Source organism: Bosea sp. BIWAKO-01 (genome assembly GCF_001748145.1).
Classification (GTDB): domain Bacteria; phylum Pseudomonadota; class Alphaproteobacteria; order Rhizobiales; family Beijerinckiaceae; genus Allobosea.
The window spans coordinates 4783178-4799059 of sequence record NZ_BCQA01000001.1; the positions used below are offsets into that span (position 1 = coordinate 4783178).

Sequence of the window (15882 nt, forward strand, 5' to 3'; positions counted from 1 at the left end):
GGTACAATTGAGGCAATGCTGCGTTGCTGGCAGCATGCGCGCTTCGATCGCGCTTTTTGTATTTACGACCATGACGCCGATCCAACGATACGGACTGAAACGTCTCATGCTGCGGCTGCCGTCCTGGCGAGCCGCCTTTGAACAAAACTCCGATGATCCGGTCTTTGTCGATATTTGCGAGGCGTACGAACTGGTGTGGAGTGTGCTCGATTTCTTGATCACCTCGGGAAGGCCCGAAGCCACAGACCGGATTGAGGAATACCGGGAGTTGGCAGCCTCCTTGGAGTCGGATGCGCTCATGATCGCAAAGGATTGCGGTTGGTCGTAGACGGCCACCTGACGGGAGAGATAACCGGCTCCGCAGCGGGCTCGTCGAGAGTGGAGCGAGTGTGGCGTCCTGAATTGCTGCCGGGCGTCCTGATCCTTCGCCCGGAACAAACTGGCCCGCCGCTCCGAAAGGGGGTGGCGGGCCTTTTTGCGTTTGGCGGAACCCTGCGTTCTTGTTCGCGTTCAGCCGGTCATTGATGAGCCAGACTTGGCCCGCTGTGGGAAGACGCCGTGGGCCCTTTTTCGGGCTCAGGGTTGCGGAGGACAGCCATGGCGACGGGAACGGTGAAGTGGTTCAATCCCACCAAGGGATTTGGGTTTATTCAACTGACGACGGCGGGCACGATGTGTTTGTTCACATCAGCGCCTTAGAGCGCGCGGGCTTGCGAAAGCTGCACGACGGACAAAAAATCGCTTACGAACTCGTTCCCGACCAACGCTCGGGAAAAACCTGTGCCGAGAACCTCAAGCCAGAATAGAGCCGGCTTTCTAAATGGAACTGATTTCGGAGTTGCCCGTTTCGACCCCGTGCTGACCTCGCCACGCTCCACAGGGTCGCACAGACTCGGGCCCCGCCGCAGCTACGGCGGGGCTTCTTTCGTTCGCGGGCTAGGATCGACCCATTGAGCGCCGCGGGCCAGCGCGAGCGTCTTGCCGCTGTGATCACCGACCTCTGGGCGGAGGATCCGACCGTCGATTTGCCGTTGATGGCTGTCCGGCGGTTCAATGAAACCGCACCGAAAATGCGACGAGGCTCCTGACTGAGTTAAATAATTAGCGAGCCGTGGAACCGCTGATTTCGCCATCGGTTGGCTACTGCGTGGTGGCGTTGTTCACATCCGGCGCCGCCGCGGCCTGGGGAGCGGCCCCGCCAAATATGCCCCCCCAGCCGGTGGGGCTGCTCTTCGTCCGGACGTTCTTCGACTGGATGACGAGTAGCGCCGGTCATCCCGGGAAGCTGCCGGCTGCGCCTTGCGTTCGGCAATCAGGAGCACGGGAATGTGCTATGCCAACGCACAGGGTTCACGCGGGCCATTTTTGTTTCTTGCTCCCGTCCTCCGGACGTCAATCGCCTTAAAAACCGGGAGGTTGAAGTCCCTGCGGAACCAAATGCATCGCCATGGGTGGTTATCGCGCGTGTCGACGCCATGATACCCTTCACGTAGGCACGGCCTTAGGAGCCCCGCTGACCCCCACCCATCGGCCGGGGGGGGGCCGTGGCGTGTGCCCGAGTTCGGCGAGGCTCAATCGCTGACAAATCGCGGAACCACTGATTTCACTGTGGGTCTGTTGCACGTGGTGGCGTTGCGATCTCCTACCGCGCTCTCCACGGCCTGAGAGAGCCTCGCCTGGAGCGGCGGGGCCCACATTCAGCCTTCATTTTTTTAAGCCGCAGCCGCTCGATCTGAACCTTCAGCGCAGCGACTGCTGCCTCGCCGCGAACGGCCTTGATGCCTTGGTTCTCGCGGTCGAGCGCGTGGGGGACGCCATCAAGGATTCGGGCTCGTTCCGCCTTCGGGAGGGCGAGAAGATACTCGACCTCACATTCGTGCCGCCACTCCCCGGAATCGGAAAGAACCTCGCGACCGAAGAGACGGGACCAGACGACGCGAGGAGCAGTCTTTTGAACTGTCCAATGCATGGTGAGCCTCCAGGGTTAACCCCAGACGGATCGATTTCATGAAATCACCGACGTAACCGCATCCCGTGTGCCACAACTCCAGGGCGGACTCGGACCGCCATTATCTGCGGATGGCAGCTACACGTTGAATGTCTGTCGGAAGCGTTCCTTGGCCCGCCACGCCAGGTCATCTTCGTCTTCGGCCACATGGACCAGCGCAGCCACGATGTAAGCGAGCCGGATGTGCTCTCGCTCCTCATAGCCGACGGGAACGGTCGATCTGACTTCGTTCCAGGCGGCATCCAGCGCCGCGCGCGCCCGAGCGAGGTCAACGGGGTCATTCAGCGTTGCGAATGGCATGGCTCCCTCCCTCTGAAGTGAATCTGCCAAGAAAAATTTAGGAAAGCAGCCTGCTTCGGCAAGGTGCGAGGCGAGTGTTCCGGACATCCTGCCTCGAGACGCCAATGGGATGAGGCGCGGCTGATCACCGGCGCTTGGTCCCCGCATTTGCCATCGATGTCGATCCCACGTCCGGTGCCATCACGGCTTGGGAGCCCCGCCGGCAATCCCCAGGACGGGGGGCAACCGCATGGTCCCAGACGGGCGGCCCTCTCGCTTCTCAGCCTCGCGTCTTGATTTGCCGGAGGCGCTCAATGGCCTCCTTGAGCGCGGCCACGGCAGCCTCTCCGCGCACACCCTTCACGCCCCTGCTTTCGCGATCGATGGCGCCGGGAATGCCGTCGAGAAACTCCGCTCGTTGCTGCTCCGGCATGGCGAGCAGATACTCGATCTCGCATTCGTGCCGCCATGCTTCGGAGCTCGTCGAGACCTCGCGGCCGGCGAGATGGGACCATGAGTAGCGAGGCGCGGAAGCAGACACGGCTTATCTCCTGCAGCTTGCCGCCAGACGACCACGCCGTGGCATCCTTTTCAATGGAGATCCCCTGAACGAATCTCCCTGGGCCGGCGTTTGGTGCGCGTGGTGGAGTAGCTGTTGTGTGCGCGCGTCGTATCCTGCGTTCCGGGCCAGGTTTCGCCGCTTTGAAGAGCGGGGTCGTCAGCAGGCCGCCAGATCCGAGCCAGCCGAGCCTGCTTGAAGACCCGATGCCCGATAGGGTTGAGCCCTGCCTGGCCAAGCTCGCGACCAAGCCACCCGAGGGCGAGAATTGGGCCTATGAGGTCAAATGGGACGGCTACCGCATCGCCATCCATATCCAGCCGGGCAAGGTTCGCATCCTGACCCGCGGCGGGCATGACTGCACCAATCGATTCCCGACCGTAGCCGAAGCGACAAAGGTTCTGCGAGTTTATAGCGCCATCCTGGACGGCGAGGCTGTCGTTCTGGATGAGCAAGGCCGCTCGGATTTCTCGGCGCTTCAGAACGCGCTTGGCGGCCGTGGCGGAACACGCAACGCTCATCTCGCGGTGATGTTCGCGTTCGATATCCTGTATCTCAATGGCCAAGACCTCCGGCGCATGCCGCTGGCCGAGCGCCGCGACCTGCTGGCCCCGGTCATCCAGGGCGCCGCTCCTGGCATCATGCTCAGCGAAGAGGTGGACGCAGATGGCCCCGCCTTCCTGACGCTGGCCTGCGAGTTGGGCCTCGAGGGCATCATCGCGAAGCGCCGAAATACGCCCTATCGCTCCGGCCGGGGCGGCGAATGGCTCAAGATCAAGTGCATCCAGTCGGAAGGGTTCTTCATCATCGGCTATGAGCCGTCGTCGTCCGCGTTGGGCGGTATCGGGCGGCTGCTGCTCGCGGCCTGGAAGAACAACCGGCTAACCTATGTCGGTAGCGTAGGAACCGGGTTCACGGATCGCTCCGCGACGGCGCTCCGGGAGCAGCTCGACGCGCTCCTGATCGATCAGCCCGCGCTGAACCTGACGAGAAAAGGCACACGCTGGGTGACGCCGTCACTGGTGGCTGAGATCGAATTCCGCGGCTTGACGACGGACCAGAAGCTGCGGCACGGATCGTACAAGGGGCTGCGCGACGTTGCCGATGCCGACGGCGTGCTTCGCCTCGACGAGGTCTAGTTGTGTTGCAGTTTGACCCTGCCGACGACGCCCAGGCAACGATCCGAAACCACCGTCACCGTGACGTCTAATTTCTCGCCGTTCTCGCAATCAAGCATCATCAGCTCCGCGAAGAGCGCCGGGTCGCACTCCGCATTGTCGAACATGAGATGGCCGATCCGCCCCGTGCCCGCGGTGTCGACCAGTTCATAGGTCAATGCAAAGCGCGGCCCGCGTTGCGAGACCAATACACCATGACCAGTGAGCATGTGTTACTCCAGTGCGGGCGACACCAAACGAGCATCATTTCAGCCAGGCACAAGAATAGAGCAGCGCACGGAGTAGGGGCGTTGTTCAAAGGTAACGCAACGCATCAGTGCGTGTAGGGTGCCGCGCCAACCAATCTGCGAGTGCCCGAGGAGGCTTATCGGCGGCAGGTGTTTCAGTCGGACGATCCGTCGCGAGCCAGCGGTCTTCCTTCTGCTTCCGACCTGAGCGAAACCCACATTTCAAGGGCCGCAACGAGCTGGATCAGCTCGACCTCTTCTGGCGTGTCCTCGAGACAACCAGTCAGGTCCTGGACTCGGTCGACAGCGCGTAAAACGTCCGAATAGGTAGCGAGGAGTACCAAGTAGCGATCTCCCATTCCGCCTCCACCAAGGTCGCGGCGCGTGTCGCGATGCTCCGTTTTCGCGGCCCCCGAGCTGAAAGGCCAAACCTGCTCACAACAGAACAGGGAGTAGGCGCACACGCGCAATCTTCAACCTCAAGAATCAGACCGCCGTCGCCTACCCCCGCAGGAACTGCCCTGTCTCGCCTTTGCTGGGCGACACCTCTCGCTCCTCATAGCGGACGACGGCGGCGCGGAGCGCTTCCAGTTCGAGGGCATCCACTGAATTGGGCTTGGCATCCTCAAGCTGGCCGATGCGCTGGAGCGCATACCGATAATCCTCATGGCAGATGATGCAGATGGTCGGCATTTCCGGTTTGAGTTCGGGAACCGCGGTCATCGGATTTCTCCTTCCGTGGCTGATACCGAAAAAATTTATCGCGAGGTTCGGCGTTTTCAAGGGGGAGACTTTGGCCTCCATCCGTGCCCCCCAAATCTGATGCGTCTTTCGTGGAGCGCGCGAAGGCCAGCCGCGTATTTTTGGCTCAAACGGTCACGGTCGCTGGCGTTCGCCAGCCGTGCCGCTGCCAGGTTATCGAGAAGATCGGCCTGCTTCACGAAGCGCGCCTGCGGATGGCTGGCCGCGCGGCGCACGAACGGGAGGTACTCCTCGCCATCCCTGCGGGTTAGCGCGTCGACGGCAGACACCACGGCGTCCGAGAAGCCCTCGCGCCGCAGATCGTCCAAGGTCCAGTCGGAATCTTCAACCACGTCATGGAGCGCGGCGATGATCGCATACTGCTCTTGGCCGGCCGCGAGGAACCGCGCCATAAATCGCATTGGGTGCGCGATGCGAGGTCGACATCATTGTGCGCGACCAGGACGGCAACCGCATCCTGAAGAAAGCGCGGTGGGGGCTCATTCCTGGCTGGTGGAAGAAGAAGGCGAACGAGTCCGGAGCCACATTCAACGCCCGGATCGAGACCGTCGATTCCAGTGCCATGTTTCGCTCAGCCTATGTGAAACGGCGCTGCATCGTTCCGGCGAGCGGCTTCTACGAATGGACTGGCGAGAAGGGCGACAAGACCCCGCATTTCATCAACGCCGCCGATGGCGGCCTGCTCGGCTTCGCGGGCTTGTGGGAGGCCTGGACCAATCCAGAGTCCGGCGAGGAGATCGTTTCCTGCACGATCATCACGCGCGACGCGAACAAATGGATGTCCGAGATCCACAATCGTATGCCGGCGACGCTGCTGCCGCGCGATTTCGACGCGTGGCTTAATGGCTCGGGCGGCAAGGAGTTGCTGATGCAGCCGCCGCAGGAACTGCGCGAGTGGATCGTGTCGCAGCGGATGAACAGGACCGGGGTAGGGGATGACGACCCGGCTACGGCCGAGCCGTTCAAGGAAACGCTGTTCTAGCTCCGGATTTCCGACCCTCGGTGAGTGAACACGATGGCCGGATATTCCGCCACGCCCCCCTTTTCCGAATCTTATATTGGCCTCACACTCCCCTAAAATATTGGGGGGAAGCATGCGCGCGCTTATGGTCGCCGGGATGCTCCTGGTCGCGAGTCAGGCGGCAGCTGATGATTTTGGGGTGACGGTCAGAAAGTTTGTTGCCATCGTTGCCGCGCGCCCCGAGTTTGGCCTTCAGGACCGTGGTTGCGAGCCTGAATATTGCTTCGTGTCTGATGGGTCGGAAAAGCGAAGGCTCTACATCAGGCGAGACCGCAAGAACGTGGTCACTCAGGTTCTGTTCGAGCTTCCGCTTCCTGCAAGCACATGGTCGGATAGCGCGTCGATCCTTGATCTGATTCAGTTCAGTCTATCAATCCCGCCGCTGGGCAGGATCGCTGGCGCCGAAATCACCAGGATGGCCAAAACCCTTGCCGGAGCCGGCGTATCCATTCGAGGCCCAGAAATTACTTGCTCGGCGATGGTGGCGAAGAACAAGCCGGAGACAATTCTGGGCGCCTGCAACCCGGACTAGGCGGGTCCGAGATTAATGTCCGGCTAAGCAATATCCCCCATATAAGATCAGCGGCAGACAATGCACCGGATAAAGCATGCGAAGAGCCGGTGGCGTTATAGCGCTCTTTGCGGGGGCATGTGGCCTAGTCACAAGCTTCGTGATGCTCGGGCTGAGAGGCTTTGGCGCAAGCATCGAGGCCCCGTCTGCTCACGGGGTCTTCATGCACGAGTGCGGCGGATTGCTCTGCTCGTATGCCATCCTCGTGTTGGGCGCCTTCTGCATGAAAGCACCTTCCTGGCTATCCGGGAGTTTCCTCGTGGCAATCGCGCTTTGTGGTGTTTTTTTCGGCAGTCCGCACGTATCGGCAGTCATGGTGTTGGCGGTACTCGGAGGGCTTCTCGTCTTTGCGGAAACTAATGCTATGCGCCGCTGAGAAAGGCTCGGATATTTGGGCGGGACATTAGCAGCGATCAGCACTGTAAATTCGCACCGGGCCAATAGGGCCGCTAACCTGGATCGCTTCTTCCGCCTGCCCGCCGGTCGTTTCCAATCAAAGAATCGGATGACCACCGGTCACGGCGATGGTGGCCCCCGAGACGTAGCTCGAGAGGGGATCGGCCAGCATCACATAGGCTGTTGCCAACTCTCCGGGCTGGCCGGGCCGCTTCATCGGAACCTGCTTGCCGAAATTGGCGACTCTGTCCCTTGGAAGCGTCGAGGGAATCAGCGGCGTCCATATCGGCCCCGGTGCCACGGCATTGGCTCGGATACCCTTTTCCGCCAGCAACTGCGCCAGTCCGCCGGTGAAATTCTGGATTGCGCCCTTCGTCGTGGCATAGGCGAGCAAGGTCGGATTCGGCTTGTCGGCATTCACCGAGGCTGTGTTGATGATGCAGGAGCCAGGCAGCATGTGCGGGACAGCGGCCTTGGTCAGGTAAAACATCGCATGGATGTTGACGGCGAAGGTGAGTTGCCACTCCTCGTCCGAGATCTCGCCGATCTCCTTAAAGCTCGCCTGATGGGCGGCATTGTTGACGAGAATGTCGATGCCGCCGAGCTCGGCCACGGCCCGCTCGACGATCTTGCGGCAATGGGCTGATTCCTGGATGTCGCCGGGCACCAGCACGGCTTTCCGTCCAGCCTTCTCGATCCAGCGGCGGGTTTCATCGGCATCCTCGTCCTCGTTCAAATAGGAGATCAGGACGTCCGCGCCCTCCCGGGCGAAGGCGATGGCGACAGCCCTTCCGATGCCGCTGTCCCCGCCCGTGATGATCGCACGCTTGCCCTTGAGGCGGTTGCAGCCGACGTAGCTATCTTCGCCGTGATCCGGTCGCGGCGACATGGCATTGGTCCGTCCGGGCATGGGCTGGTGCTGCTCCGGGAAAGGCGGTTCAAACCGCGTGGTCATACGTGCCTCCTCCTGGAGTCGATGTCTCAGCGCTTGCTGCTGTGCTCGGGCTTCCCCTTGCGTTTGGTCGAAGCCATCTCGTCGAGTTCAGTCTCGCTCATCGACTTCTCCATCGATTTCGAAGCGCCCTTGAGTTCGCTCTTCTTCATGTCTCCGCGCTTGGCAGCGAGCGCGGCGCCCGCAGCCTTCTGTTGAGCGGCTGATTTTGCAGGCATGTCGTCCTCCTCTTTTGGGTAGCGGCGTAGATCGGAATTAAACGCTGGCGACGAATCCGAGTTCCCTGCTCGCCACCTGCAAGCGCTGGGCAGATGGGGGCTGGCCGCCGTGCGAACAAATTCGGCGCCGCCACGTCGGGCATCGTCGATCAGAACGATTGGGACCATTCGGCTGACGCGCCTTAAGGCGGCAGCGGCATTTCGTGGAATTGCGCGAAGGCCGGCCGCATACTTTTCGCTCAAACGGTCACTAACGCTCGCGAGCCGTGCCGCTGCCAGGATATCGAGAAGATCGGCCTGCTTCACCAAGCGCGCCTGCGGGTGCTTGGCCACGCGGCACACAAGGGCGGTATTCCTCGCCATCCCTACGGGTAAGCGCGTCAATGGCGGAGACCACCACATCCCAAAGCAGCAAGTGCAGCCAGTCGTCCATCGCCTCGAGTTTGCAGAGGAAATCGTCACCTTGGAAAGTCACTAGGCAGTTCGGCTCATTTCGCGAAGCGGCCTTCATACTTGAACTGCGGCGCGGCCTTTAGCTGCTCCTTGGTGGCGTTGATCCGGGCATTCCATTTCTTGTCCGCTGCATTCCAGGTCACGGCAAGGGCGCTGGGGCTCACTGCAACATAATGCGTGCCCATGCCGAGAAAGCCGCCGACCGACAGAATGTAGGATGCGAACGAGTTACCGGCGATGACGAAATCCTCGATCTCGCCGACATTCTCGTCACCGGCGTTCCTGACGTCGAGACCCTTGAGACTGCTGACGAGCGCCGATGCTTCTTCGACGGAAACAAACACCTTTGGCTCCGCCGGAGCGGGGACGGGCGTTGTCTGGGCGAAGGCGGTACAGGATAGCAGCGCGGCGGCGAGAGTAAGAGCGGTTGTGCGCATGTTCGGAGGTCCTTCTCTTTGGCCCGCAGCCCGGGACCGCTGCGGCAGCATGAGAAGGGAATTCCAAGCACCCCGAATCTGTTCCTCAGGGCGCGAACTGCGCCTCTTTCGGTTCGCGTGGGCGTTTCGAATTCTGATTGCGGGAAGCGGAATGGACGCGTGGATCGCAACGGCGGCGGTCGACAGGGGAGGGCGTCGGCACGGTATCGTCCTAAGCTGGCCATGGTCTCGACAAGTAGGGGGTGCCTACTGATTGATCAATCTTTCCCGTTAAGTCTCGTTATGGCTTCGGGCGGGAAGGGGTTTTGACGATATGGGAGACGTCAATGATTTCTGGAAAAGGTGTTCTGGTCACAAAAGACGGCGAGCATCGTCCTGTGACCTATGAATACGTGCGGACGGTCGGGGGAGGTATCGCGGGTCAACTTGCGTACGCCGGGGCTACACTTGATCCGGGCCTCTTTGCCGATGAGATGCAGCTACAGTGTGATGACGGGGCGCTGTTGAATGTCGCGCTCTCGCTGACCGGTGATACCGATGTCGGATTTGTCGGCCGACGAGCGGAACGGGCCGGTTCTGCGCATGCATGAACGCGACCGTTGATCCTGAATGACCCGGAGTTAGGGCCGCCTCAAGCTTCCATGGGCCTTGGGACGGCCCTCGCTTTGGAAGCGGTTTTGAGCCCCCCTCAATGCCTTTTGGTGCGCCCGCCCTTTTCGGCGTCCAGCGTCTCTTTCAGAGACGCCCGCAATGCGTCCATGATGTTGACGACGTTGCCCTTGGATTTCCGCTCTGCCGCGACACGCCTGACACTCCGGCTCTGCTTCGAAGCGATGAGCTTTTTGAGGTGCTCCTGAACCGGATCCTTCATGAAGTCTGCCGACCAGTGCGCGGTCTTTTGAACGACAAGCTTATCAGCCAACTTCGCCAACGCGGGGTCCTCGTCCGCGGATCGAATATCGCCAAAAAATTGGCCGGGCTTGCGCACTTCATCGCCGAAGCGAAGCGTCCATGCGATGATGCCCTTTCCCTGAGGCTGTAGCATCACCGCCCGCTCCCTGCGGTTGAGGACCACGCGCGATATGCCGACGGTATCCGTTGCGGCCATGGCCTCCCGGATGACCGCGAAGGCCTCCTCACCGACAGGGTCGCTGGGCGTCATGAAATACGGGCTGTCGAGATAGATCCACGGAACCGAAGCGCGCTCTGTAAAAAGATCAATTTCGATCGTCCTCGTGCTTTCGAGCCCGACCGAGGCGAGCTCATCGTCGGTAAACACGACGAACTGATCCTCCCCGACCGCGTAGCCTTTCGCCTCGTCCTCGTCTTTGACGGGCTTGCCTGTTACGGAATCGAGGTAGCGGCTGACGACCCTCTGCCCCGTCGCCCGATTGAGTGTGTGAAATCGAACCTTTTCGCTCTCAGAGGTCGCTGGCTGAAGCGCGACCGGACAGGTGACCAGCGAAAGGCGCAGATATCCGGTCCAGAATTTCGGAGCCATGCTGCGGCCCTCCACACACCAGATCAATCCATTGGAACGTCTTCTGTTCCCTGTGCGTTGAGTCAGGTTCGTCGTGCCGGAGTTGCGTTCCATGGCCACAGCCCGAGCCCAATGGAAAGGTACGCTGCAAGTCGGAACTCTGACCGTGCCCGTGGCGCTCTACACCGCTGCTTCGACCGCAGAACGCACCACCTTCAACATGGTCAACCGCAAGACAGGAAACCGGCTTCGCCGCGAATTCATCGACCCCACCACGGGCAAGCCCGTCGAAAGGGAAGACCAGGTGAAGGGCTATGAGATCGACCCCGACAATTACGTGATGATCGAACCCGAAGAGCTCGAGGCTGCGATTCCGCAATCGGACAAGAAACTCGCGATACAGGCCTTCGTCCCGTCCAGCGAGGTCGATACTCTGTATTTCGACAAGCCCTATTACCTGGCACCCGCCGGGCCGGGTGCTGATGCCCCCTTCGCGATCCTGCGGAATGCCCTCGAGCGGGGTGACGTCGGCGCGCTCGCTCACGCTGTGCTATTTCGCCGATATCGAGCTGTCCTGATCCGAGCCAACGGACCTGGAATGATCGCCCACACCCTCAACTTCGATTATGAGGTTCGGTCGGCCGCGAGCGCGTTCGCAGAGGTTGAGGACATCGAGATCAAGGGCGAGATGCTCGATCTCGCCAAACACATCATCACGACCAAGGCTGGGAAATTCGATGCGGCAGGCTTTACCGATCGCTATGAAGCGGCGGTTTCCGAGCTTGTGAAGGCAAAAATTGAGGGGCGGACGATTTCCACTCCCAAGCCGGGGAGGGCCACGAACGTGGTCGACCTTATGGAAGCCCTTCGCGCCAGCGCCGGGATGAAGAAGCCCAGCCGGAAGCAGGCCGCGCCTTCGAAGGTGGCGCAGCCCTCAAAGAAAGCTGGCTGAGATCGAGTTCCGAGGGAAATGTGCCATGCCGATGCATCGGTTCAGTCCAGGCGTTGTCGTTCAGTCCGACCGGCCCGGAGTCGGATATTCCATCACCGACGTGGAGCAAGCCGCAGAGTTCTTGCTTGCCTGGAAAGCGATCGGAGCGGGGCCGAAGTGGCAAGACGCTGTGCGCGCCTGCAAAGCAGTGCTCAACGATGCCGGGACTGTCGGCGATGCACGAGAAGCGTTCGAGAAGGCGGCGCGGGAGTGTGGTCGCCTTATCGGGTAGCCCTCGGCACCCGGCATGCTATCGATCCCGTGAGCGCAGTACGCGTGCGTCTGCGTGCCCTCTGGTGATTTCAATCACACCGCATACCAACCTTGGTCGACGATTTCTCCTTCGGAGCCAAATCTCATGTGGCAGCGGGTACAAACGTCGCCTTTGCAAGGGAGAGCGACCGACCTGGTTCCCCAGACGCCGGCGAGATCCGGGCTCAGCTCGCGCGAATTCTCGCCAGTACCGAGTTCATTATCCCGGAGCGCGGGCGGCATTTCCTCTCATATGTCGTCGATCAAACGCTTTTGGGCAGGGCCGATCGCCTCAAGTCCTTCACGGTCGCGAACGACGTCTTCGGTCGGAGCTCCGACTTCGATCCACAGCGCGATTCAGTTGTTCGCCTTGAGGCCGGTCGCCTCCGAATGGCCCTCGAACGCTACTATCTTGCTGCGGGCGACAGCGATCCCGTCATCATCGACATTCCGAAGGGCGCCTATGTCCCGCATTTCCGCCGGCAGCCGCCTTTGTCCGTGTCCGCCAAAGCCTCGGAGATCGCTCTTGTCTCGGGAAATGTAATCCCCCCGGCATGGCCCCAGCGGCGGCGCTTCCTGATTGCAGCGATCGTGGCCGCGATGGTGGGCTCTCTCTTGGTCTCACGGCCGGAACGCTGGTTCGGGCCCGCCAGCTTTGATCTGCTCAGCCCTTCGATTCTCGTGGCATAGGCCCACAGGTCGAGGTCGCGGCTGACGAACTCGGAGCCCTGATCGACCCGGATCGTCTTCGGATAGCCAAGTTTCGCGCGGACCCTTTCCAGCGTGGCGACGACATCCTCGGCCCGGTAGCTGAAGCGCGGATCGACGGCAGACGACTAGGTGGCCGAGACGGTGCATCAGCGCGGCGGGGGCACGCTCGCAGCGGCATTTAGCTTCTGCGCTGCAATGACCGCCTCTAGGCGATTCCGGGCGTTCAGCTTGGCCATCAGGCTGGTCATGTAGGCCCTGACCGTCTTGTCGCTGAGCGAAAGCTCGTCAGCGATCTCGTTGTTTTTCTTACCCTGCAGCAGCAGCCCGACGATCTGCTCCTCCCGAACGCTGAGCTTGTTGCTGATCGCCTTCTGCCGTTGGAGGGTCTGGTCCTTCAAGGCACAGATCACCTTGGTCGCGAAGGACGGGGTGACGTAGACCTCGCCCCGCTGCACGGCGTTCAGAGCCTGGAGGAGTTCCTCTCCCGGGCTGCCCTTCAGGACATAGCCCCTGGCCCCGGCATTCAGCGCCTTGATCGCATCATCTGTGCTGGTCGAGGCCGTGAACACGATGATCTTCGTCTCGGGAGCAATCTTCGATGCGTCTGCTATCGCCTGATAGACATCCCCCGCCATGCCGAGATCGACGATCATCTCGTCGGGGTGATGCGTCCTTGTAATCGACACAACGTGAGCCGCTGCATTACCCATCGCGGCGAGCGTGAAACCGCCCCATTGTTTCAGCTGCGCGGCGACCCCCTCCATCAGCAAAGGATGATCATCCACGATCGCAACCGATCGATCCGGCATGGCCCTGCCCCCCAAAATTAGTCCCCTGGCCGAACCAGATGGTTGCGTAGTCAACTTTCCTTGTAAACCCTCTAACGAAGGAGCCTTTTCGAATACGCGCGTGATCGCGGCTGCCGCGATCTTCGCCTGCACCGCTGCGAAAACAGCGGCAGCGAGAACCGGCTGATGCTCGGCGCGACCGCCGGCGGTCTCGCGCGCTTATCGGCCTTGGCCTCTCGATCCTGATCACGCATCTGAGCGAATAAAATGCGGCAACCATACTGATTGTGCGGAGCTCTTCCCTTCGAAAGCCCGGGCTCCTGGTCGACTCCTGTGTCTTGGCTCTGGGGGCCCGACCAGCGGCTGGACACCGATGCCATTACGGCCTTCACCCTGAGAATGGATGAGACTTAGGTCTGTATTCTATACGACGATTGTCTCGGAAATACCTAGACCAAGCGCTAGTAGAAATTATCCGACGTTCTCCTCTTACGGCCAGGGTGCCGACGTGCATGATGCAGCGTGCGCTGGGTCTCCAGCGGCTGAACGCTAGCTCAAACGAAGTTCTTGCGGCCGGTGCAACCGGCGTCGTGCCCTTTGGCGCGAGCGGCGGAGCATTGTCCGAGACGAAGCCGATACGGGTTTCTTGAAACCCCAGGAGGGCGTCATGGCACAGCACATTCGCTCTGACCTTGAGTTCATTCTCGAGCGGATCGGGATTGTAACACACTGACCGGCAGCAACTTCACGCTGTAGCGGCCGCGCCGGCCACTTTCCTGCACCGCCTTCCTGCCGACTGCTCCTCCCTTTGACGGTTTGCGATCATGGCGCCCTCCAAGGCACAGACCTCCGCCCGCCGCCGCGATGCCGCCAGGCTGACGCTCGGCTTCCGCTCGGCCTTCCTCTTCCTGTTCGTGATCTCGGGGCTGATCAATGTGCTGGCGCTGACCGGCTCATTCTACATGCTGCAGGTCTATGACCGGGCGCTGACCTCGGGCAGCGTCCAGACGCTGGCGGCGCTCTCGGCGCTGGCGATCGGGCTCTACCTGTTCCAGGGCGCCTTCGACGTGATCCGCTCGCAGGTGCTGGTCCGGGTCGGGGCCAGGCTCGACAAGGATATCGCGCCGCTGGCGCACCGGGTGGCGATCGACATGCCGCGCTTCGGCTTCTCCAGCACGGAGGCGCTGGAGCGCGGGCGCGATGTCGACACGGTGCGCGGCTTCCTCGGCAGCCAGGGGCCGGGCGCGCTGTTCGACCTGCCCTGGATCCCGCTCTATCTCGCCTTCGCCTATTTCCTGCACCCCTGGCTCGGCGCGCTGACGCTGGCGGGCGCGGTGGTGCTGACCCTGCTGACGGTGGCCAGCGAGATCCTGACCCGCCGGCTCAACGGCACGACGCGCCAGGCGGCGATCACCCGCGGCGCGATCGCCGATTCCAATGCCCGCAATGCCGAGGTGCTGAAGGCGATGGGCTTTGCCGACCGGGCGGTCGAGCGCTTCAACCTGGCCAACCGCGAGCATCTGGCGCTGCAGACCCGGGCCAATGACCTCGGCGGCAGCCTGGGCGCGGTCTCGCGCGTGCTGCGCATGATCCTGCAATCGGCGATCCTCGGGATGGGCGCCTATCTGACGATCAAGGGCGAGCTCTCGGCCGGCGCGATCATCGCCTCCTCGGTCGCCTCGTCGCGGGCGCTGGCGCCGGTCGATCTCGCCATCGCCAACTGGAAGTCCTTCGTCGCGGCCCGGGCCGCCTTCCAGCGCCTGCGCGAGACGGTGGTGGCGCTGAGCCAGGCGGTGGTGCCGATGCAGCTGCCGGCGCCGGTGGGCGCGCTCAAGGTCGACAAGATCACGGTCGCCGCCCCGGTCTCGGGCCAGGTCCTGCTCAGCGAGGTCGGCTTCGACCTGAAGGCGGGCACGGCGCTCGGCCTGATCGGGCCGAGCGGCGGCGGCAAGACGACGCTGGTGCGGGCCCTGACCGGGATCTGGCCGTGCCTGCGCGGCTCGGTCCGGCTCGATGGGGCCGAGCTGGCGCAATGGCCGGAGGTGGCGCTCGGCCGCTTCATCGGCTATCTCCCGCAGGAGGTCAGCCTGCTCGATGCCAGCGTCGAGGAGAACATCTCGCGGCTCTCGGCTGAGAGCGACGCGGCCGGGGTGGTGGCGGCGGCGAAGGCGGCCGGCATCCATGAGATGGTCGTGCGACTGGCCGATGGCTACCAGACCCAGCTCGGGCCGCAGGGGGCGGCGCTCTCGGCCGGCCAGCGCCAGCGCATCGGCCTGGCGCGGGCGCTCTACGGCAACCCCTTCCTGGTCGTCATGGACGAGCCGAACTCGAATCTCGACGGCGAGGGCGAGAGCGCGCTCAAGGCGGCGATCGAGACGGTCAAGGAGCGCGGCGGCATCGCGATCATCGTGGCGCACCGGCCGAGCGCGCTCGCCGCCGTCGACTTCGTCGGCGTCATCCAGAACGGCAAGCTCGCCGCCTTCGGGCCGCGCAACGAGATCCTCACCCCGGCGACGACGCAGGTGGCGCCGGCCGCCCCGCTGCGGATGCCGCAGGCCAGTCCCATCCACAGCTCCCTTCAAGCCTCCGCATGAACGGG

The 15882-nt window shown here is 62.2% G+C and carries 19 protein-coding genes and 3 pseudogenes; 10 read left to right on the forward strand and 12 right to left on the reverse strand.

Annotation, left to right across the window (positions count from 1 at the left end; genetic code table 11):
* Positions 1 to 34: 34 nt before the first annotated feature.
* Together BIWAKO_RS22370 and BIWAKO_RS34410 are read left to right on the forward strand one after the other, a co-directional pair.
* Complete coding sequence (locus BIWAKO_RS22370; protein ID WP_069880524.1) at positions 35 to 328, forward strand: hypothetical protein; 294 nt, start codon at positions 35 to 37, stop codon at positions 326 to 328.
* Between the two features lie 269 nt (positions 329 to 597).
* A pseudogene (locus BIWAKO_RS34410) lies at positions 598 to 806 on the forward strand (cold-shock protein).
* A gap of 836 nt (positions 807 to 1642) precedes the next feature.
* Here the strand turns inward: BIWAKO_RS34410 and BIWAKO_RS37570 are convergent.
* The 3 genes from BIWAKO_RS37570 to BIWAKO_RS22385 form a co-directional block, all read right to left on the reverse strand.
* Complete coding sequence (locus tag BIWAKO_RS37570) at positions 1643 to 1969, reverse strand: DUF7696 family protein (protein ID WP_069880525.1); 327 nt, start codon at positions 1967 to 1969, stop codon at positions 1643 to 1645.
* A gap of 117 nt (positions 1970 to 2086) precedes the next feature.
* Entirely contained in the window at positions 2087 to 2308 is a 222-nt protein-coding gene (locus tag BIWAKO_RS22380; protein ID WP_069880526.1) for a hypothetical protein, read from the reverse strand.
* Between the two features lie 259 nt (positions 2309 to 2567).
* A complete protein-coding gene (locus tag BIWAKO_RS22385; protein ID WP_069880527.1) occupies positions 2568 to 2828 on the reverse strand; it encodes a DUF7696 family protein in 261 nt (86 codons plus the stop codon).
* Between the two features lie 224 nt (positions 2829 to 3052).
* On the opposite strand from BIWAKO_RS22385, the gene ligD reads away from it, so the two are divergent.
* Entirely contained in the window at positions 3053 to 3985 is a 933-nt protein-coding gene (gene ligD, locus BIWAKO_RS22390) for a non-homologous end-joining DNA ligase (RefSeq protein ID WP_084651694.1), read from the forward strand.
* On the opposite strand, the gene BIWAKO_RS22395 is transcribed toward ligD, so the two are convergent.
* The 3 genes from BIWAKO_RS22395 to BIWAKO_RS22410 form a co-directional block, all read right to left on the reverse strand.
* Positions 3982 to 4233 (reverse strand): hypothetical protein, encoded by a 252-nt coding sequence (locus tag BIWAKO_RS22395; protein WP_141740185.1) that lies wholly within the window; start codon positions 4231 to 4233, stop codon positions 3982 to 3984. The genes ligD and BIWAKO_RS22395 overlap by 4 nt on opposite strands.
* A gap of 519 nt (positions 4234 to 4752) precedes the next feature.
* On the reverse strand, positions 4753 to 4974 hold the full coding sequence (locus BIWAKO_RS22405; protein WP_069880530.1) for a hypothetical protein: 222 nt from the start codon (positions 4972 to 4974) through the stop codon (positions 4753 to 4755).
* Positions 4975 to 5030: 56 nt separating this feature from the next.
* Positions 5031 to 5405: a GTP pyrophosphokinase gene (locus BIWAKO_RS22410; protein WP_141740186.1), complete on the reverse strand. Its 375-nt coding sequence runs from the start codon at positions 5403 to 5405 to the stop codon at positions 5031 to 5033.
* 38 nt (positions 5406 to 5443) lie between these two features.
* Here BIWAKO_RS22410 and BIWAKO_RS22415 point away from each other — a divergent pair, with 38 nt between their 5' ends.
* Both BIWAKO_RS22415 and BIWAKO_RS22420 read left to right on the forward strand, forming a co-directional pair.
* Complete coding sequence (locus BIWAKO_RS22415; protein WP_244523518.1) at positions 5444 to 5995, forward strand: SOS response-associated peptidase; 552 nt, start codon at positions 5444 to 5446, stop codon at positions 5993 to 5995.
* A 112-nt stretch (positions 5996 to 6107) separates the two neighbouring features.
* Positions 6108 to 6566, forward strand: a complete 459-nt coding sequence (locus BIWAKO_RS22420) for a hypothetical protein (protein WP_069880533.1) — start codon at positions 6108 to 6110, stop codon at positions 6564 to 6566.
* A gap of 532 nt (positions 6567 to 7098) precedes the next feature.
* Here the strand turns inward: BIWAKO_RS22420 and BIWAKO_RS22430 are convergent.
* The 3 genes from BIWAKO_RS22430 to BIWAKO_RS22440 form a co-directional block, all read right to left on the reverse strand.
* On the reverse strand, positions 7099 to 7956 hold the full coding sequence (locus tag BIWAKO_RS22430) for an SDR family oxidoreductase (protein WP_069880535.1): 858 nt from the start codon (positions 7954 to 7956) through the stop codon (positions 7099 to 7101).
* A gap of 26 nt (positions 7957 to 7982) precedes the next feature.
* Positions 7983 to 8171 carry a DUF3008 family protein gene (locus BIWAKO_RS22435; protein ID WP_069880536.1) on the reverse strand — a complete coding sequence of 63 codons (189 nt, stop codon included), beginning with the start codon at positions 8169 to 8171 and terminating at the stop codon, positions 7983 to 7985.
* Between the two features lie 488 nt (positions 8172 to 8659).
* Positions 8660 to 9061 carry a PRC-barrel domain-containing protein gene (locus tag BIWAKO_RS22440; RefSeq protein ID WP_069880537.1) on the reverse strand — a complete coding sequence of 134 codons (402 nt, stop codon included), beginning with the start codon at positions 9059 to 9061 and terminating at the stop codon, positions 8660 to 8662.
* Between the two features lie 326 nt (positions 9062 to 9387).
* Here BIWAKO_RS22440 and BIWAKO_RS35490 point away from each other — a divergent pair, with 326 nt between their 5' ends.
* A complete protein-coding gene (locus tag BIWAKO_RS35490) occupies positions 9388 to 9651 on the forward strand; it encodes a hypothetical protein (protein ID WP_141740187.1) in 264 nt (87 codons plus the stop codon).
* A gap of 98 nt (positions 9652 to 9749) precedes the next feature.
* Here the strand turns inward: BIWAKO_RS35490 and ku (BIWAKO_RS22445) are convergent, their stop codons facing one another.
* Positions 9750 to 10562, reverse strand: a complete 813-nt coding sequence (gene ku, locus BIWAKO_RS22445) for a non-homologous end joining protein Ku (RefSeq protein ID WP_069880538.1) — start codon at positions 10560 to 10562, stop codon at positions 9750 to 9752.
* A gap of 91 nt (positions 10563 to 10653) precedes the next feature.
* On the opposite strand from ku (BIWAKO_RS22445), the gene ku (BIWAKO_RS22450) reads away from it, so the two are divergent.
* The 3 genes and pseudogenes from ku (BIWAKO_RS22450) to BIWAKO_RS37575 all read left to right on the forward strand — a co-directional run.
* Positions 10654 to 11493, forward strand: a complete 840-nt coding sequence (gene ku / locus BIWAKO_RS22450; protein WP_069880539.1) for a non-homologous end joining protein Ku — start codon at positions 10654 to 10656, stop codon at positions 11491 to 11493.
* 31 nt (positions 11494 to 11524) lie between these two features.
* Entirely contained in the window at positions 11525 to 11764 is a 240-nt protein-coding gene (locus BIWAKO_RS37390; protein WP_371332203.1) for a DUF982 domain-containing protein, read from the forward strand.
* Positions 11765 to 11892: 128 nt separating this feature from the next.
* Positions 11893 to 12261, forward strand: a pseudogene (locus BIWAKO_RS37575) (hypothetical protein); the annotation flags it as partial.
* Between the two features lie 206 nt (positions 12262 to 12467).
* Here BIWAKO_RS37575 and BIWAKO_RS35500 read toward each other — a convergent pair.
* Positions 12468 to 12611 (reverse strand): annotated as a pseudogene (locus BIWAKO_RS35500) (IS3 family transposase); the annotation flags it as partial.
* Between the two features lie 30 nt (positions 12612 to 12641).
* Positions 12642 to 13436 carry a LuxR C-terminal-related transcriptional regulator gene (locus BIWAKO_RS22465; RefSeq protein WP_244523519.1) on the reverse strand — a complete coding sequence of 265 codons (795 nt, stop codon included), beginning with the start codon at positions 13434 to 13436 and terminating at the stop codon, positions 12642 to 12644.
* A gap of 671 nt (positions 13437 to 14107) precedes the next feature.
* Here BIWAKO_RS22465 and BIWAKO_RS22470 point away from each other — a divergent pair.
* Positions 14108 to 15877 carry a type I secretion system permease/ATPase gene (locus BIWAKO_RS22470; RefSeq protein ID WP_069880543.1) on the forward strand — a complete coding sequence of 590 codons (1770 nt, stop codon included), beginning with the start codon at positions 14108 to 14110 and terminating at the stop codon, positions 15875 to 15877.
* The last annotated feature ends 5 nt before the right edge of the window (positions 15878 to 15882 follow it).

Excerpts from the sequence above, each read along its gene's own strand:
- BIWAKO_RS22470 (WP_069880543.1), top strand. The coding sequence starts at position 14,108 with ATGGCGCCCTCCAAGGCACAGACCTCCGCCCGCCGCCGCGATGCCGCC.
- BIWAKO_RS37570 (WP_069880525.1), bottom strand. The coding sequence starts at position 1,969 with ATGCATTGGACAGTTCAAAAGACTGCTCCTCGCGTCGTCTGGTCCCGT.
- BIWAKO_RS22420 (WP_069880533.1), top strand. The coding sequence starts at position 6,108 with ATGCGCGCGCTTATGGTCGCCGGGATGCTCCTGGTCGCGAGTCAGGCG.
- BIWAKO_RS22370 (WP_069880524.1), top strand. The coding sequence starts at position 35 with ATGCGCGCTTCGATCGCGCTTTTTGTATTTACGACCATGACGCCGATC.
- BIWAKO_RS22405 (WP_069880530.1), bottom strand. The coding sequence starts at position 4,974 with ATGACCGCGGTTCCCGAACTCAAACCGGAAATGCCGACCATCTGCATC.
- BIWAKO_RS22380 (WP_069880526.1), bottom strand. The coding sequence starts at position 2,308 with ATGCCATTCGCAACGCTGAATGACCCCGTTGACCTCGCTCGGGCGCGC.
- BIWAKO_RS37390 (WP_371332203.1), top strand. The coding sequence starts at position 11,525 with ATGCATCGGTTCAGTCCAGGCGTTGTCGTTCAGTCCGACCGGCCCGGA.
- BIWAKO_RS22435 (WP_069880536.1), bottom strand. The coding sequence starts at position 8,171 with ATGCCTGCAAAATCAGCCGCTCAACAGAAGGCTGCGGGCGCCGCGCTC.
- ligD (WP_084651694.1), top strand. The coding sequence starts at position 3,053 with ATGCCCGATAGGGTTGAGCCCTGCCTGGCCAAGCTCGCGACCAAGCCA.
- BIWAKO_RS22430 (WP_069880535.1), bottom strand. The coding sequence starts at position 7,956 with ATGACCACGCGGTTTGAACCGCCTTTCCCGGAGCAGCACCAGCCCATG.
- ku (WP_069880539.1), top strand. The coding sequence starts at position 10,654 with ATGGCCACAGCCCGAGCCCAATGGAAAGGTACGCTGCAAGTCGGAACT.
- BIWAKO_RS22410 (WP_141740186.1), bottom strand. The coding sequence starts at position 5,405 with ATGGCGCGGTTCCTCGCGGCCGGCCAAGAGCAGTATGCGATCATCGCC.
- BIWAKO_RS35490 (WP_141740187.1), top strand. The coding sequence starts at position 9,388 with ATGATTTCTGGAAAAGGTGTTCTGGTCACAAAAGACGGCGAGCATCGT.
- ku (WP_069880538.1), bottom strand. The coding sequence starts at position 10,562 with ATGGCTCCGAAATTCTGGACCGGATATCTGCGCCTTTCGCTGGTCACC.
- BIWAKO_RS22395 (WP_141740185.1), bottom strand. The coding sequence starts at position 4,233 with ATGCTCACTGGTCATGGTGTATTGGTCTCGCAACGCGGGCCGCGCTTT.
- BIWAKO_RS22440 (WP_069880537.1), bottom strand. The coding sequence starts at position 9,061 with ATGCGCACAACCGCTCTTACTCTCGCCGCCGCGCTGCTATCCTGTACC.